We start from the raw sequence: 15,517 nt of genomic DNA, 5'->3' as shown, positions 1-15,517 counted from the left end.
GGTCGGCCGGGAGTTGCCCCACGGCCCGTGATGGCGCGGTCGGCTCGGGGGCGCCGGGGGCCGGGGGCGGCTGGGCTGGTGCCGGGTGGGGGGTCATGGTTCGCCGCACAGGGTGCGGAGGGCGGCGCGGGACTCGGTGGTGGTGGGGCACGGGTCGGGGAGGGGGTCGCCGGTGGGGTGGACGCAGACGGGGCACAGGCCGTCGACGCCCAGGTGGCGGCGCAGGAGGTTGGCCAGGGCGGTCGCCTCGCGTTGCCAGCCGGCGAGTTCCGCCTCGATCGTGGAGTGGCTCATAAGGGTGAAAGTAGAACCCTCCCTCATGGAATTCAACGTTCCAGGGCGTAGGATCCGAAGCTGTTTTGAGGGGTACGGATCTGGCGTTTCCCGCCCCACCGCCCCATGCCGCCCGGAACATCCGCGCCTATATTGGAACGCGGACGCGAGCCCCAGTGAGGAGCCGGTCAGACCGATGAACACGTCCGACGGAGCAGGCAGTTCGGTACCGCGCCGGCAGCTCGGCAGGCGGTTGCGCGCGCTGCGGGAGAAGTCGGGGCTGCGCGCCGACCAGGTCGCCGAGACCATCGACGTCTCCCGCCAGACCCTGTGGCGGATGGAGAACGGCGACCCGAGCGTCAAGTACGGCCGCTCCCACATCGAAGCCCTCTGCCGGGTCTACAAAGTCGGAGAGAAGGCCACGGCCAGCTTCGTCGCGCTTGCCGCCGAGACGAAGGCCAAAGGTTGGTGGCACGCCTACGGCGATGTCATTCGAGACAGCTTCGGGTTGTACTTCGACCTGGAAGCGGCGGCCTCGCAGTTCAAGTGGTATGAGGCGACCTTCGTTCCGGGGCTGTTGCAGACTCCTGAGTATGCGGCCGTTGTCATCGGCTCCATGAGTGGTCGGAGTGAGGAGGAGATCCGGCGAGGGGTCGAGGTGCGCATGGCGAGGCAGGCGATCCTGACCAGGACCACGCCCCAAGCGCCGCGGCTCGACATCGTCATCAGTGAGGCCGTGGTGCGCTGCCCGGTGGGAGGAGCCGCGTTGATGGCGGCCCAGCTTCGACGGATCAACGATGTGGGGCACCTACCGAACGTGTCGATCAGGGTGGTCCCATTCGCATTCGGCTTCCACCAGGGCATGCAGGCTCGGGACTTCACGCTTCTTGAATTTCCGCGCTCGCACAACGGTGACAGTGAGCCCACGACTGTCTACGTCGGCACCTTCGCAGGAGAGCTCTATCTCGACAGCCCGCGTGCGGTAGGGCAATACGCGGAGGCATTCACCGACCTCGCCAGCAGGGCACTCAACGCGGCAGACTCGCGGGTGTTCCTGGCCAGAGCAGCAGAGGAGTTCGATCAGCGATGACGACCAACCTGACGGGCGCCGTGTGGCGCAAGTCGGCCCGGAGCGACAACTCCGGGCAGTGTGTCGAGGTCGCCCAGGTCCCCGGCGTCACCGGCGTCCGGGACAGCAAGGACGCCACCGGCCCGGCCCTCGTGGTCACCCCCGCCGACTGGCACACCTTCACCACCGCCGCGAAGTCCGGCACCTTCCACCGCTAGGCACCCCGACCACTGACGGCGGACGGCCGGCGACCACCGGGCAGCGGCACCCCGTCGCCTCCGTCCCTCGCTGTGTCCGCCGCCGTGGCTGGTGCGGGCCACCCGTGCAGGCTCCCGCCGCTTGCCGGCGCCGCCCAGCCGAGCCGGCCCCCGGCCAGCGCCACCCGCGCACCCGGATGACGCCGCCCGGCACCGCTCCCCACTCGTACCCGTCGAATGTCTGTTTTGATATCTTTGCGCCCGTAAATTAACTATACGGGGGAGTATCAGAATGCAGAATTTATGCCCGGCGGCACCCGGGGACGTGGCAGCGGCCCGGCTCCGCGACCCCTACCCCTACTACGCCTGGCTCCGCGAACACGCCCCGGTGTTCCCCGAGCGCAAACCCAACGGCCTCACCGTCTGGCACGTCACCCGCTACGCCGACGTCCACGACCTCCTCGCCGACCGCCGCCTCACCAAACGCCCCGCCAGCGTCGGCGCCGGCTACGTCTCCGGCCCCGCCGGCCTCCAGCAGCACCTCGTGCACGCCGACCCACCCGAGCACACCCGGCTGCGACGCCTCGCCAACCAGGCCTTCACCGCCCGCCGGGTCGCCGCCCTCACCCCCCTCGTCGAGGGCATGGCGCGGGACCTGATCGCGCGCTTCCCCCGCGAGGGGGCGGTCGACGTGATCGGGGACTTCGCGTTCCCGTTCGCCTACGACCTGATCCGCACCGTCCTCGGCGTGCCCGGGCACCTCGACACCCCCGCCGCCCGGGACCTGCTCACCGCCAGCCTCGCGCCCGTCGCCGGGGCGCCGGCCGACCTCGACGCCGGGCTGCACGCGTGGCTCACCGAGCTGATCGCGCACAAACGCAGGGCAGGACACGCCTCCGGCGACCTGCTGGGGGTACTCGTCGACGCCTGCGACCACGGCGACGCCCTCACGGAACACGAGCTGATCAGCACCGCGTACATCCTGCTGCTCGTCGGGCACGACACCACGGTCAACCTGATCGGCAACGGGACCCTCGCGCTCCTGGAGCACCCCGCCCAGTGGGACCGGCTTCGCAGCGACCCCGGACTGGTCGGCACCGCCGTCGAGGAACTCCTCCGGTACGACAGCCCCGTGCGCAAGGCCACCTTCCGGGCCGCGACCAGGCCCCTCGACCTGCACGACGTGACCATCCCGGCCGGGGACGTGGTGAGCCTCGCCATCGGGTCGGCCAACCGGGACGGCGCGCGGTTCGCCGACCCCGACGAGCTGGACCTCGGGCGCGACCCCAACCCGCACCTCGCCCTCGGCCGGGGGCCGCACTTCTGCATCGGTGCCACCCTCGCCCGGATGGAGGCGGCCATCGCGTTCCCGCTGCTCCTGGAACGGCTGGGCACCGCCAAGCTCGCCGTCGCGCCCGAGGACCTCGACTGGCGGCCGTCGCGGATCATGCGGGGGCTCACCCGACTGCCCGTCCTCCCCGGCTGAGCACCGCCCGGCGGCGGGAACGGCGCGCGGGCAGCGCCGCCGGGCGGGCAACGCCGCCGGGCGGGAGCCGGATGCGGGCAGCGCCGCCGGGCAGGAGCCGGTGCGGGCAACGCCGCCGGGCAGGCAATGGGCACGGACAACGCCGTCGGGCGCGCGGTGTGACGCCGGAACCGATGTCGGGATCTCGACACGGTGATCCTGCTACTTGTGGGCTATTCCTTATGTGGGGCCGTTTTCGCCACGGCCGTCGCGCGCGCATCCCTCGGGGAAGGTCCATGAAGACGGGCAATGCTTCGAAGAACAGGATGTGGATCTGGTGGGTGCTGCTCTCCGTCGTGGTGCTCACGTTCGCCCTCACCTGGTGGCTCCTGACGAGTGGTGACCGCGGGGCGGCGATCGCGGACGTGCTGGGGCTGCCCGTCGCCGTCGTCAGCCTCGTCGTGGGCGTGTTCGGGGCGTTCCTCGGCGCCCGGGGCTCGGGTGCCTCGCCGTCGGGTCCGCCGTGGTGGATCCCGGAGCTCCGGCCCCGGCACGTGGCGGTGACCGGGGTCGTCCTCGCGCTGTTCGCCGTGGGCGGCTGGCTCTACACCCAGTGGGCCGACGTCGAGGTCGGCCTGGGCGGGCCCTTCCTGATCAGTGCCACCTCCACGCGCACCATCGTCGCCCAGATCGAGCAACCCCGCTGGCGGGGCGACCTGGAGTTCGGGGTGCTCATGACGTCCGACAACAAGACCGGGGACTGCGTGCAGCCGGCGTCGCTGCGGATCAAGGCGTCCGCCGACGCCCGGTGGCTGGAGGACCACGGACGCACCGCCCGGACCGGCGAGCGGGTGTCGATCCCGATCCCGGAAGGTACCCGCGTGGTGAAGGTCTTCGTGGAGTACCTCGACCCGGCCAACCAGGGCTGCGAGGTCACCGCGACCCTGACCGGCGGCACGCTCAGCCGCTAAGGCCGGGGCCGCTGGGACCAGGCCCGCCAGAACGAGAGCCGCCAGAACCAGATCCGGTGGACCCTTCGATGAGGGAGACGACGATGCGTCGCATGTGGGCGGTACTCGCGGTGGCCGCCATGTTCCTGTCGGCCGCCTGTTCGACGGACCCGGACCCGGAGGAGGACCCGGCGAAGTACCTGTCGGGCACCGTGCAGATCGGCGCCAACTCCGACCTGCCCGGGTGGAGCGACTACGTCAACGGCGTGTGGTCCGGGTTCGACATCTCGCTCGCGAACTGGCTCGGGCACAAGGTCGGGTTCACGCCGCAGTTCCTGCCGATGACCACGAACGAACGCATGATCAAGCTCCGGGAGGCGAGCGTGCCCGGGGTCACCGCGCCGCCCATCAAGCTCGTGATCTCCAACTTCTCCATGACCGACGACCGGCGCAAGGAGATCGACTTCGCGGGGCCGTACTTCTCCACCTACCAGGGGCTCCTGACCCTGAGCAGCAGGCCGGTCAACGAACTCCGGGAGATCGAGGGCCGGGAGGTCTGCGTGACCGCCGGGTCGACCAACCAGGACCGGATCGGCGGCTTCAAGGTCCTCCCGCTGCCGCAGAGCACCCTGAAACAGTGCATGGACGCCCTCTACGCGGGCAGCGTCGTGGCCGTCACCTCCGACGTCGGGGTGCTCAACGGGTTCGCCGCCCGCGACCCCAAGCGGCTGCGGGTGTCCCCGGTGCAGGTCGGCACCGAGCGCTACGGCATCGGGATGCCCAACAACCGGCCCAGACTCTGCGCGTTCCTCAAGGCGAAGCTCACCGAGTTCGTGGACGAGGCCTGGGACCAGAAGTTCAAGGACTCGCTGCCCGGGATCGCGCCGCAGGCGAGCAAACCCAACTCGCAGGCCCTCGACCCGTGCGAGCAGCCCCGACCCGTCGCCCAGGGGCCGGCGCCGTCCGCGACCACCCGGGCGGCGACCCTGACCACGTCGGCGCGCCGCCGACGCCGCTGACAGACCCTTCGACGGGTACGCGGGGCGCGCGGCGCCCGGCCGGGGCGGGGGTCACGGTGGGGACAGGGCCTGGACCGTGGCGATCGTGTCCGCGTCGGCCGGGGTCTTGTCCTCGCGGTAGCGCACGACCCGGGCGAACCGCAGCGCGACGCCCCCCGGGTACCGGGTGCTGCGCTGCACCCCGTCGAACGCGATCTCCACGACCAGCTCCGGGCGGACCCGCACCACCCAGTCGTCCTCGGTCGTGGCGAGGGCGCGGAGCCGGTCGGTCTGCCAGCGCAGTACCTCGTCGGTCATGCCCTTGAACGTCTTGCCCAGCATCACGAAACCGTCCGTGCCGGGGTCGCGCGCGCCCAGGTGCAGGTTGGACAGCCAGCCCTGGCGGCGGCCGTGGCCCCACTCGGCGGCCAGGACGACCAGGTCGAGGGTGTGCCGGGGCTTCACCTTCAGCCAGGAGGCGCCGCGCCGGCCCGCGTCGTAGCCGGCGGCCAGGTCCTTGACGACGACGCCCTCCTGGCCGGCGTCGAGGGCCGCGCGGAACGCCTCCGCCGCCTGCTCCGGGGTGTCCACGACGGTCCGGCCGACCCGGTGCGCGGCCGGGACCAGGGCGTCGAGCACCGCGAACCGGGCCGCCGCCGGCTCGTCGATCAGGTCCGCACCGTCGTGGTGCAGCACGTCGAAGAAGTGCGGCTGGAGCACGCCGCCCTTGCGCACCGTGTCCTGGAACGCCAGCGGGCGGCCCGAACCGTCCAGCCCCAGGCCCTCGCCGTCGAGGATCACCGCCCGGGTCGGCAGGGCGCGCGCGGCGGCCACCACCTCCGGCACCCTCGCCGTCAGGTCGTCCAGGCTGCGGCTGAACACCGCGATCTCGTCGCCGTCCCGGTGCACCTGGATCCGGATCCCGTCGAGTTTCGGCTCCACGGCCGCCGGGCTGATCCGGGTCAGCGCGTCCGTGACGTCCGTGGCCGGGCTCGCGAGCATCGGGGCCAGCGGGCGGCCCACCGCGAGCCGGATCGCGCCCAGGTCGCCGTGCAGCGCCTCGGCGGCGACCGCGCGCAGGTCCCCGGCCAGCAGCAACGCGCGGCGGATCTCGGCGACCGGCCGGCCGGCGGCCAGGGCCACCGCGTCGGTGAGGACCCCGGTCAGCGCGCCCTGCCGGACCTCGCCCGTCAGCAGGCCGCGCAGGAACGCCTGCTCGTCGGCCGTCGCCCGGGCGAACAGGGCGCCGAGCGCGTCGCGTTTCGCCGCCTGGGAACCCGCGCCGGACAGCTCGCCGATGGACTGGAGCGCCGCGTCGACCTCCCCGACGGTCAGCGTGGGCACGTCGGCGGGTGGCGGCAGGTCGCGCAGGCTCGCCCAGCCCACCCCGATCTGGCGTTGGCGCAGCTCCCCGGCCAGGTACGCCGTCCCGGCCAGCACCTCCGCCGGGCCCAGGGCGCGCAGGGCCTCGGCGAGCAGGGCGATCTTCTGCTTGCGCGCGGCGGTGACGGCCACGGCGGCGGACGTGCCCGCGAGCTGCGCGAACTCCATCCGCCCAGCCTACGACCGGATTCCCGGCGGCACAGCGGGTTGCGCGGTCCGCGTGGAGCCGGCCGAGGGTCGCGCGCTCCGGGCGGAGCCCCCCGAGGCTCGCGTGCTCCGGGCGGAGCCGGCCCGGCCGACGGAGCGGCAGGTCCGCGCTGCCGGGGGTGGACACCGGGGCCCTCGCGCGGGCGGGCGCTGCGTGCGTCCCGGTACCCGGAACAGGGGTTCAGGTTCTGTGGAGGGCCAGGAGTTCGATGCGGGAGCGGACGCCCAGTTTGCGGTAGATGTTCGCCAGGTGCGTCTCCACCGTGCGCTCCCCGATGAACAGCCGCTCCGCGATGTCCTTCGCCGACGCGCCCGCCACCGCCAGCTCCATGACCTCCTGCTCGCGCCGGGTCAGCCCCGGGGTCCGCACCTCCGGCACCTTCCACGGCGTGCCGTCGACCATCGTGCCCGCCAGCTCCAGCCAGCCGGCCGTCCGCCGGGGATCCGCCCCCGCCCGGGCCAGCACCAGGGCCACCGGGCCGGCCGAACTGACCGCCGGGCCGATCACGATCCAGCGGTGCGCGTGCGGGCTCAGGGCACTCGTCAGGCGCTCGGCGGCGGCGGTGTGCCCGACCAGGGCGGCCACCTCCAGCAGCAGCACCGACGTCCACAGGCTGCCGCGTTCGTCGCCCAGGGCCGCCTCCAGCAGCGCCTCGGCGATCGCGGACTCGCCCCGGTGCGCGGCCACCAGCGCGGAGGCGGCGGCCAGCCACGGCGGGCGGGGCGCCGGATGGTCCAGGTCGGCCAGCGCGGGAGCCAGGTCGGGCAGCCGGCCCTGGAGGGTGCGCAGCGTCGTGAGCTGCGCCAGGTGGCCCAGCGCCGCCGAGTGCGGGTCCGCGCCCCGCCCGACGGCCAGGGCCGCGCCGATCAACGGCTCCGCCCGCTCCAGGTCCCCCGACAACAGTGCGACGTGCGCCTCGGCCTGGGCGGCCCACCACAGACCCAGCGGGGTACGCAGCCGCAGCCGGGTCACCTCGTCCAGTTCCCGGCGGGCCGGGGCGACCGCGCCCAGTTCGAGCTGGTGGTGCGCGACGGCCAGCCGGGCCCGGCACTCCGTCAACGGGTCGGCGGCCGTGCGCAGGGCCGCCGCCGCGTACCCGGGGCGCGGGTCCACCGCGTACAGCGCCAGCAGCGCCTCCGGGCCGTCCCCGGCCGCCTCCGCCAGACCGGCCGCCTCCGGGGTACCGACCAGCTCGACGGCCAGCCGGGCGCGCAACGGATCCGGGTCGGCCACCCCGGCGGCGAGGGCCTCGCGGAGCAGCGCCACCAGCGCCGGGTCGGGCGGGGGAGCGGTGTCGCCCAGGCCGGCGCGCGGGCCGTGGCTGAGCGCGATCTGGGCCAGCAGCTCCGGGTCGCCGGCCCGGCGGGCGTGCCGGGCGGCGGCGGCCAGCACGCCCCGGCCGTCCGCGAGGTCGCCCACCGCGAGCCGGGCCCGGCCCAGGGCCACGACCAGCCGGCCGAGCGCGGCGGGCGGCCAGTCCGCGCGGACCGCGAGCCGGACCGCCGACGCGAAGTGCCCGGCCGCCTCGTGCTGCCCGACGTCCTCGGCGGTCCCGGCCGCCACCGCGTACGAGATGGCCCGGTCCAGGCGGTCGTCCCCGCCGAGCACGGCCGCCGCGACCAGGTGGTGGGCCAGCTCCGCCGCCGTCGGGCCCCGCTCGCCCACGTCGGCGCTGAACGCGGTCAGGGCGTCGGCCGTCGCCTCGTGCAGGCGGGCCCGGTCCCGGGCGGGGAGCGACTCGTAGAGGACCTCGCGGGTGACGGCGCGGTCGAAGGCGTAGACCTGGCCGGGGAGCGCGGTGAGCAGGCCGGCGGTGACGCCCTCGTCGAGACCGGTGAGCAGGTCGGGCGGGTGGCCGGGGTCGGCCGGGGTCGGGTTCGCCCAGATCGCGCCGGTGCGGCCGGAGGAGTCCGGGCGGCGGACGGTGCCGGGGTCCGGTGTGCGGGCCTGGGCCGTGCGGGCGCGGGCGAGGGCGACGCGTTCCAGGATGGCCAGGTCGAACTCGCGGCCGATCACGCTCGCGGTGGCCAGCACCGCCCGGGTCGCCGGACCCAGCGCGTCGATCCGGGCCGCCGCCGCCGCGCGGGCCTCCGCCGGCCACCGGATCGGCAACCGGTCCCCCCGGCCGTCGAGCTCGGCGGCGGTCAGGTGCGGCACGATCTCGGCGAGCAGGTGCGGGTTGCCCTCGGTGCGCCGGCGCAGCTCCGCCACGACCGGCGCGGGCACCGGACGGTCCAGCAGCCGCTCCAGGTACGCGCCCACGCCCGGTGTGTCCAGCCCGCGCAGCCGGATCCGCGCCACGGCCGGACCGGTGACCGGCACCGGGCTCGACTCGCCCCGGTACGCGCCGATCACGCCGAGGGGGCGGGCCGGAGACAGGGCCGCGAGATAGCCGAACAGGCTCACCGTCGCCGGGTCGGCGTGCTGGAGGTCGTCCACCACCACGAGGAGCGGCTCGTCGGCGGCCGCGAGGAGTTCCTCGGCGTAGCGGACCAGCACCGCGAAGCCCTCGCCCTCGGGGACCGGCCGGCCCAGGACCGTCAGCACGTACCGCCACGGCCACAGCGGCGGGGCGTCCGCGCTCGGTACGCAGACGCCGCGTACGTACCGGATGCCGTCGTCCAGCTCCGCGAGCAGGCGGGTCTTGCCGATGCCGGGGTCGCCGCCCACCAGTACGCAGGAAAATTGTCCGTCTTTGACCGTCTGGACCCGGGCGCGCAGCAGGGCGAGCTCCTGCTCCCTACCCACGAGTTCCACGGCGCCTCCCCAGGCTACGGATGTGCGGTCGCCCGGAAAGATCCGTACTCAACCGGATGTTCGGCGGACGCGTCCGCTCCCTAGGCTCGCTCAGCATAGAAGGAGGAGGCCGCACATGTCGCTCTACCGGGACCTGATCGCCCGCATGGCCATCGACGACGAATTCGCCGTCCATGCCCGGACGAACCCTGACGAGGTCGCACGGATCTACCGACTCGGCGTCGACGAGACCGAGAAGCTCCGCAAGCTGGTGGACGCCCGCACCGACGCGGGGCCGACCGCCCTCGGCGCGCGGCTGTCCAAGACCGGCTTCGGCGGCGCCTCGGTGTCCCTCATCCCGCACGGCCTGGACTGGAGCGCCGAGCTGGGTTCCGTCCACCAGCCGCTGGTCAAGGTCACGCCGCCGTCGGTGGGGCACCTCGACCCGCACCTGCCGCTCGGCACGCCGACGGCGCCGCCGCTGGACCCGCACCTGCCGTACGGGAACCCGACCGTGCCGCCGGTCGACCCGAACCTCCCGCTCGCCGCCGATCCGGGAGTTCCGCCGGTGGATCCGCCGGTTCCGCCGGCCGCCGGCGGCACCCCGTCCCCGACCTACCCGCCGACCGTCACCTACCCGGACGCACCGGTACAGACCGACGTGGTCACGCCGGGCCCGGGCGCGCCGACCGACTACGAGGTCGTCCCCGTCGAACCGTCCGGCGGCGTCTCCGGCGGCGCCCAGAGCCTGCTGCCCACCGCCACCGCGGACGACAGCCTGACCACCGGGATCCTGTACGGGGCCGCGGGGGTCGCGGCCGGCGGCGTCATCGGCGGCGGGGCGGCCAGCCTGATCCGCCTGCCCCGGAAGGACTGAAATTGCGCGCCGCCGGGTTTCGAGGAAGAATCCCGCCGACGCCATCGACCACCGTTGCCCATCGACCGCCGTGGACGGAGTACGAGCCATGACCGAGACCTGGACGGTGCAGGGGTACACCGAGGTGCGTGAACTGGGCCGGGGCGGGGCGGGCCGGGTCGTGCTCGCCACCCACGACGTGTCCGGGGTGCGGGTGGCCATCAAGTACCTGGCCCCCGAGCTGTGTTCCCAGCGGGACTTCCTGCTCGGGTTCCGGGGCGAGGCGCGGCTGCTCGCCGAACTGCGGGCCCCCAACGTGGTGCGACTGTTCGAGTACGTCGAGACCGACCACTCCGCCGCGATCGTGATGGAACTCGTCGACGGCATCGCCCTGCGCGCCCTGCTCAAGGAGCACGGCGCGACCGGCCCCGAGGCGGCGCTGTACGTCCTGAAGGGATCGCTCCTCGGGCTCGCCGCCGCGCACGCCGCCGGGGTGGTGCACCGCGACTACAAGCCCGAGAACGTCCTGATCGACGCCGAGGGCAACAGCAAGCTCGCCGACTTCGGCATCTCCGCGCGGACCGGCACCACCGGCCAGGCTGCCGGCACCCCGTCCTACATGGCCCCCGAGCAGTGGAAGGGCAAGCCGGCCAGCCCGCGGACCGACATCTACGCGGCGACCGCGACGTTCTTCGAGTGCGTGGTGGGCCGCAAGCCGTACGTGGCCGACATCCAGGCCGCCATGCAGCTCCAGCACGAACAGGCCCCGATCCCCGCCGACGAGGCCCCCGAGCCCGTCCGCGAACTGATCCGCCGGGGCATGGCCAAGGACCCGCTGGAGCGCCCGGCCGACGCCGCCGCGTTCGTGGCCGAACTCGACCAGATCGCCACCGCCGGGTACGGGCCCGGCTGGGAGGAGAAGGGGCGCAACAAGCTCGCCGAGCGCGCCGCCCTGCTCGCCCTGCTCTTCCCGCTCGCCGGCCCCGAGGCCAACAGCAGCGCGGTCGGCACCACGGTGCTCGGCAAGACGATCGTCGGCGGGCCCAAGCGGGCCTGGTTCGCGGCCGGGGCCATCGTGCTGCTGATCGTGGTCGGCGGCGGGGCGACCGGGTACGCGCTGTCGGCGGGGGAGACCACCACCCTGCCGCTCGGCTCCGGCGAGACCGTCGTGAGCGCGTCGCCGAGCGCGCCGGGCGACCCGAGCCCGAGCCCCGACCCGAGCGCGTCGGCCACCCCGTCGCCGTCGGCCACGCCCGGGGCGACCCCCGGGGTGACGGTGCCCCCGACGGTCGGGCCGAACCCGCCGACCCTGACCGGGAACCCGAACAAGCCGCCGACGACGAAGCCGCCGACGAAGACCGCGCCGCCGACCACGCTGCCGCCGCAGACGAGCACCCCCAGCATTTCTGCCGTCGCCTGGGACTGCGCGAAGGCGAGCGTGACGATCCGGGGCACGATGACCGCCTCGGACGCACGGCCGATCACGGTCACCTACACGGTGCAGGTCCTCAACGGTCGGCAGTGGAGCACCACCGGCAGCACGACCACGAGCCACAGCGGCAAAACGAGTTACACCCTCAGCGTGCCGGGCCTGAACTTCAAGTGGCCGAACGCCCAGACGAACGTGCGGCTCCTGGTGTCCACCAGCACCGGGGCGAGCGCCGGACCGTTCACCAAGGACTGCACGATCATCATCGGCTGACCCGCCGACCCGGAGCGCCCACGGCCCCGGACCCCGCCCCGACCAGGGCGGCGGTCCGGGGCTCTTCCGTGTGCCCGCCCTGGTCGGAGGCAGGCGACGCGCCGACGCGTACCCCTCGTGGTGGATGGGCTCTTGACACCCCGGCTTAATTGCAACAGCATGTCTCCAATAGGTAAGGCTCCCCTAAGTTGAGGTGCTGATGTCCACCCTTCCCACCTTCGACGTATGGCGCCCCGTCCGGGTCCGGCTGTGGGTCGCCGGTCTCCTCCAGGCGGTGTCCTCCGCCGCCGGACTCGTGCCCTACCTGGCCGTCGTCGAGCTCGCCCGCCGACTCCTGGCCGGCGGGCGCACCGGCCTGTGGACCTGGGTCCTGGTGGCCGCCGTCGCGCTCGCCGTGCGGGCCGCCACGACGGGCCTCGCGCTCACGGTCAGCCACCTCGCGGACGCCGACCTCCAGTACCACCTGCGGTCCGGCATCGCCCGGCGGCTCGGGACCGTGCCGCTCGGCTGGTTCACCGCGCACACCTCCGGGGAGGTGAAGAAGGCCGTCCAGGACGACGTGCACAGCATGCACAGCCTGGTCGCGCACGCCGCCCTCGACATCGTGGCCGCCGCCGTCACCCCCGTGCTCGCCCTCGGCTACCTGTTCTGGGTGGACTGGCGGATGGCCCTGGTCACGACCGCCACCCTGCCCGTCTACCTCACCGTGTACGCGGTGCTGGTCGGCGGCTACCAGAAGAAGATGGCCGAGATGAACGCCGCGATCGGCCGGATCAACACCGCCGCCGTCGAGTTCGTCTCGGGCATCGCGGTCGTCAAGACGTTCGGCGGGACCCGGCGGGCCTCCTCGCGGTTCGCGGCGGCCGCCGACGACTTCGCCGACCGGTTCCGGTCCTGGGTCGGGCCGATGACCCGGTGGGAGGGCGCCGCGCAGACCACCCTGATGCCGGTCACCGTCCTCACCGTCGTGCTCGCCGCCGGCACCGCCATGATCGGGTCCGGCACCCTGACGCCCGCGAACCTGCTGCCGTTCGTGCTGCTGGGGCTCGGGTTCGGCCAGCCGCTGCTCACCCTCGGCTTCGGGGCCGCCGCGCTCCGGGAGGCCAGGGCCGCCGCGACCCGGGTCCGGACCACCCTGGACACGCCGCCGCTGCCCGTGCCCGCGACACCGCGGGTGCCCGACGGCCACGAGATCACGTTCCGGAACGTCACCTTCGGGTACGCCGCCGACGCGCCCGTCCTGCACGACGTCAGCCTCACCCTGCGGCCCGGCACCGTCACCGCGCTCGTCGGCCCGTCCGGCTCGGGCAAGTCCACCCTCGCCCGGCTGCTGCCCCGGTTCTTCGACCCCGACTCCGGCACCGTCACCCTCGGCGGGGTGGACGTCCGCGACATGGACCCCGCCGAGCTGTACCGGCACGTCGGGCTCGTGTTCCAGGACGTCCAACTGCTCCGGACGAGCGTCCGGGACAACATCCGGCTCGGCCGGCCCGACGCCGCCGACGACGAGGTGCGCGCCGCCGCGAAGGCCGCCCAGATCCACGACCGGATCACGGAACTTCCCGACGGGTACGACACGGTCGACCCCGTCCTCTCCGGCGGCGAGGCGCAACGGGTCAGCATCGCCCGCGCCCTGCTCGCCGACACCCCGGTGCTCGTGCTCGACGAGGCCACCGCGTACGCCGACCCCGAGTGCGAGGCCGCCGTCCAGGACGCGCTGAGCACCCTCGTCGCCGGCCGCACCGTCCTCGTCATCGCCCACCGGCTGCACACCGTCACCGGGGCCGACCAGATCGCCGTCCTCGACGACGGGCGGATCGTCCAGTGTGGCCGGCACCCCGACCTGCTCGCCGCCGACGGGCTGTACCGCAGGCTGTGGGACTCCCTGGAGGACCGATGATCCGGCTACTGTCCGCCGTCAGCGACGCCCGGCGGGCCGGCGCCGTCCGCCGGTACCTCGCCGCCCTGTTCGCCTTCGCGCTCGCCCAGGGCGCCGCGTACGCGCTGCTCGTGCCCATCCTGCGCGCCCTGTTCGCCGGGGAACCCTCCCGGGCCTGGCCGTGGATCCTCGCCCTCGGCTGGGCCGCCGTGGTCTGCGCCGTCCTCCAGTACACCCAGGCCGTGCTCGGGTTCGGGGTCGGCCTCGACCTGTCCCGCGCCCTGTACCACCGGCTCGGCGACACCCTCGCCGGCCTGCCGCTCGGCTGGTTCTCCACCGACCGCACCGGCCGGCTCGGCCGGATGGTCACCCAGGGCGTCACCCAGGTCATGGGGGTACCGGCGCACCTGCTCCAGCCCCTCGTCACCGCGTACGTCACCCCCGCCGTCGTCGTGCTCGTCACGCTGGCCACCGACTGGCGGCTCGGCCTCGCGCTCGCCGTCGGCGGGGCGCTGCTCGCCGGCACCTACCGGATCGCCGCCGGCCTCACCGGGCGCGCCGACCGGGCCGTGGACGACGCCGGGGTCACCGCCGGGGGCCGGGTCGTGGAGTACGCGCGCGCCCAGGCCGTGCTGCGCGCGTTCGGCCGCACCTCCGGCGGGTACGCCCAGCTCGACGACGCCCTGCGCGCCCAGCACCGGGCCGGCCGGCGGCTCATCACGGGCACCGTGTCCGGCCAGGCCATGAACGCGCTGGCGGTGCAGGCCACGTACACCGCCGTGCTCGTCCTCGGCGTGCGCCTGGCCCTGAGCGGCACGATCGGCGCCGCCGACCTCGTCGCCGTGCTGGTCCTGGCCACCCGGTTCACCGAACCCCTGGTGCTCGCCGCCGACCTCGGCGGGGCACTGCGGATCGGCGCCAACAGCCTCCGCCGGTTCGCCGACGTGTTCGCCACCCCGACCATGCCCGAACCCGCGGAGTCGGCCGTCCCCGGCGCGCCCACCGTGGAACTGCGCGGTGTCGCGTTCGGCTACGACGACCGCCCCGTGCTCCGCGACGTCAGCCTCACCGTGCCCGCCGGCACCATGACCGCCCTCGTCGGGGCCTCCGGCTCGGGCAAGACGACCGTCACCCGGCTGATCGCCCGGTTCTTCGACGTCGACGCCGGCTCCGTACTCGTCGGCGGGCACGACGTCCGCGACCTTTCCACCGAGGCCCTGATGGGGCAGCTGTCGATGGTGTTCCAGGACGTGTACCTCTTCGACGACACCATCCTCGGCAACATCCGGGTCGGCCGGCCCGCCGCCACCGACGCGGAGGTGGCCGACGCGGCCCGGCTCGCCCGGGTCGACGAGATCGCCGCCCGCCTCCCCGACGGCTGGGACACCCGGGTCGGCGAGGGCGGCACCCGGCTGTCCGGCGGCGAACGCCAACGGGTCTCCATCGCCCGCGCCCTGCTCAAGGACGCGCCGATCGTCCTCCTCGACGAGGCCACCGCCGCCCTCGACGCGCGCAACGACGCGGCGGTGAGCGCCGCGCTGCGGTCCCTCGCCGGGCGGCGCACCCTGCTGGTGATCGCGCACCGGCTGGCCACGATCGCGGCCGCCGACCAGATCGTGTTCCTCCGGGACGGGCGGATCGCCGAGGTGGGCACGCATCCGGAGCTGCTGGCGGCCGGCGGGGACTACGCCCGGTTCTGGGCGGAGCGGAACCGGGCCGGGGGGTGGAGGTTGGCGGGGGCCGGGGAGCGCTGACCGGGGAGCGGGCCCGCGACGGGTGGGGCGGGAGGCCGGTCGGCACA

Annotated in this window: 12 protein-coding genes; 9 read left to right on the top strand and 3 right to left on the bottom strand. The window is 74.2% G+C overall.

Annotated features, from left to right (window positions below; translation table 11 throughout):
* Positions 1–93: 93 nt before the first annotated feature.
* Complete coding sequence (locus tag AB0M43_RS12935) at positions 94–294, bottom strand: hypothetical protein (protein WP_363724031.1); 201 nt, start codon at positions 292–294, stop codon at positions 94–96.
* A 175-nt stretch (positions 295–469) separates the two neighbouring features.
* Between AB0M43_RS12935 and AB0M43_RS12930 the strand changes: the two genes are divergently transcribed.
* The 5 genes from AB0M43_RS12930 (at position 470) to AB0M43_RS12910 (ending at position 4,973) form a co-directional block, all read left to right on the top strand.
* Positions 470–1,363: a helix-turn-helix transcriptional regulator gene (locus AB0M43_RS12930; RefSeq protein WP_363724029.1), complete on the top strand. Its 894-nt coding sequence runs from the start codon at positions 470–472 to the stop codon at positions 1,361–1,363.
* Positions 1,360–1,560 carry a DUF397 domain-containing protein gene (locus AB0M43_RS12925; protein WP_363724027.1) on the top strand — a complete coding sequence of 67 codons (201 nt, stop codon included), beginning with the start codon at positions 1,360–1,362 and terminating at the stop codon, positions 1,558–1,560. The genes AB0M43_RS12930 and AB0M43_RS12925 overlap by 4 nt, the downstream gene beginning before the upstream one ends.
* Positions 1,561–1,831: 271 nt before the next feature.
* On the top strand, positions 1,832–3,025 hold the full coding sequence (locus AB0M43_RS12920) for a cytochrome P450 (RefSeq protein ID WP_363724025.1): 1,194 nt from the start codon (positions 1,832–1,834) through the stop codon (positions 3,023–3,025).
* A gap of 275 nt (positions 3,026–3,300) precedes the next feature.
* Positions 3,301–3,975: a hypothetical protein gene (locus AB0M43_RS12915; RefSeq protein WP_363724024.1), complete on the top strand. Its 675-nt coding sequence runs from the start codon at positions 3,301–3,303 to the stop codon at positions 3,973–3,975.
* An 83-nt stretch (positions 3,976–4,058) separates the two neighbouring features.
* Positions 4,059–4,973, top strand: a complete 915-nt coding sequence (locus tag AB0M43_RS12910) for a transporter substrate-binding domain-containing protein (RefSeq protein ID WP_363724022.1) — start codon at positions 4,059–4,061, stop codon at positions 4,971–4,973.
* 51 nt (positions 4,974–5,024) lie between these two features.
* Here the strand turns inward: AB0M43_RS12910 and AB0M43_RS12905 are convergent, their stop codons facing one another.
* On the bottom strand, positions 5,025–6,503 hold the full coding sequence (locus AB0M43_RS12905) for an ATP-dependent DNA ligase (RefSeq protein WP_363724021.1): 1,479 nt from the start codon (positions 6,501–6,503) through the stop codon (positions 5,025–5,027).
* Positions 6,504–6,723: 220 nt separating this feature from the next.
* Positions 6,724–9,300, bottom strand: coding sequence for a LuxR C-terminal-related transcriptional regulator (locus tag AB0M43_RS12900; protein ID WP_363724019.1), 2,577 nt, complete (start codon positions 9,298–9,300; stop codon positions 6,724–6,726).
* A gap of 115 nt (positions 9,301–9,415) precedes the next feature.
* Here AB0M43_RS12900 and AB0M43_RS12895 point away from each other — a divergent pair, with 115 nt between their 5' ends.
* The 4 genes from AB0M43_RS12895 (at position 9,416) to AB0M43_RS12880 (ending at position 15,470) form a co-directional block, all read left to right on the top strand.
* Positions 9,416–10,156 (top strand): hypothetical protein, encoded by a 741-nt coding sequence (locus tag AB0M43_RS12895; protein ID WP_363724018.1) that lies wholly within the window; start codon positions 9,416–9,418, stop codon positions 10,154–10,156.
* Positions 10,157–10,244: 88 nt separating this feature from the next.
* Entirely contained in the window at positions 10,245–11,837 is a 1,593-nt protein-coding gene (locus tag AB0M43_RS12890; protein ID WP_363724016.1) for a serine/threonine-protein kinase, read from the top strand.
* Positions 11,838–12,036: 199 nt separating this feature from the next.
* Complete coding sequence (locus tag AB0M43_RS12885; RefSeq protein WP_363724015.1) at positions 12,037–13,737, top strand: ABC transporter ATP-binding protein; 1,701 nt, start codon at positions 12,037–12,039, stop codon at positions 13,735–13,737.
* Positions 13,734–15,470: an ABC transporter ATP-binding protein gene (locus AB0M43_RS12880; protein ID WP_363724013.1), complete on the top strand. Its 1,737-nt coding sequence runs from the start codon at positions 13,734–13,736 to the stop codon at positions 15,468–15,470. Before AB0M43_RS12885 ends, AB0M43_RS12880 begins: the two co-directional genes overlap by 4 nt.
* Positions 15,471–15,517 lie beyond the last annotated feature (47 nt).

This window comes from Longispora sp. NPDC051575, assembly GCF_040681875.1.
Classification (GTDB): Bacteria; Actinomycetota; Actinomycetes; order Mycobacteriales; family Micromonosporaceae; genus Longispora.
Note: the sequence above shows the minus strand (reverse complement) of the source record. Positions and strands in the feature narration are given on the sequence as shown.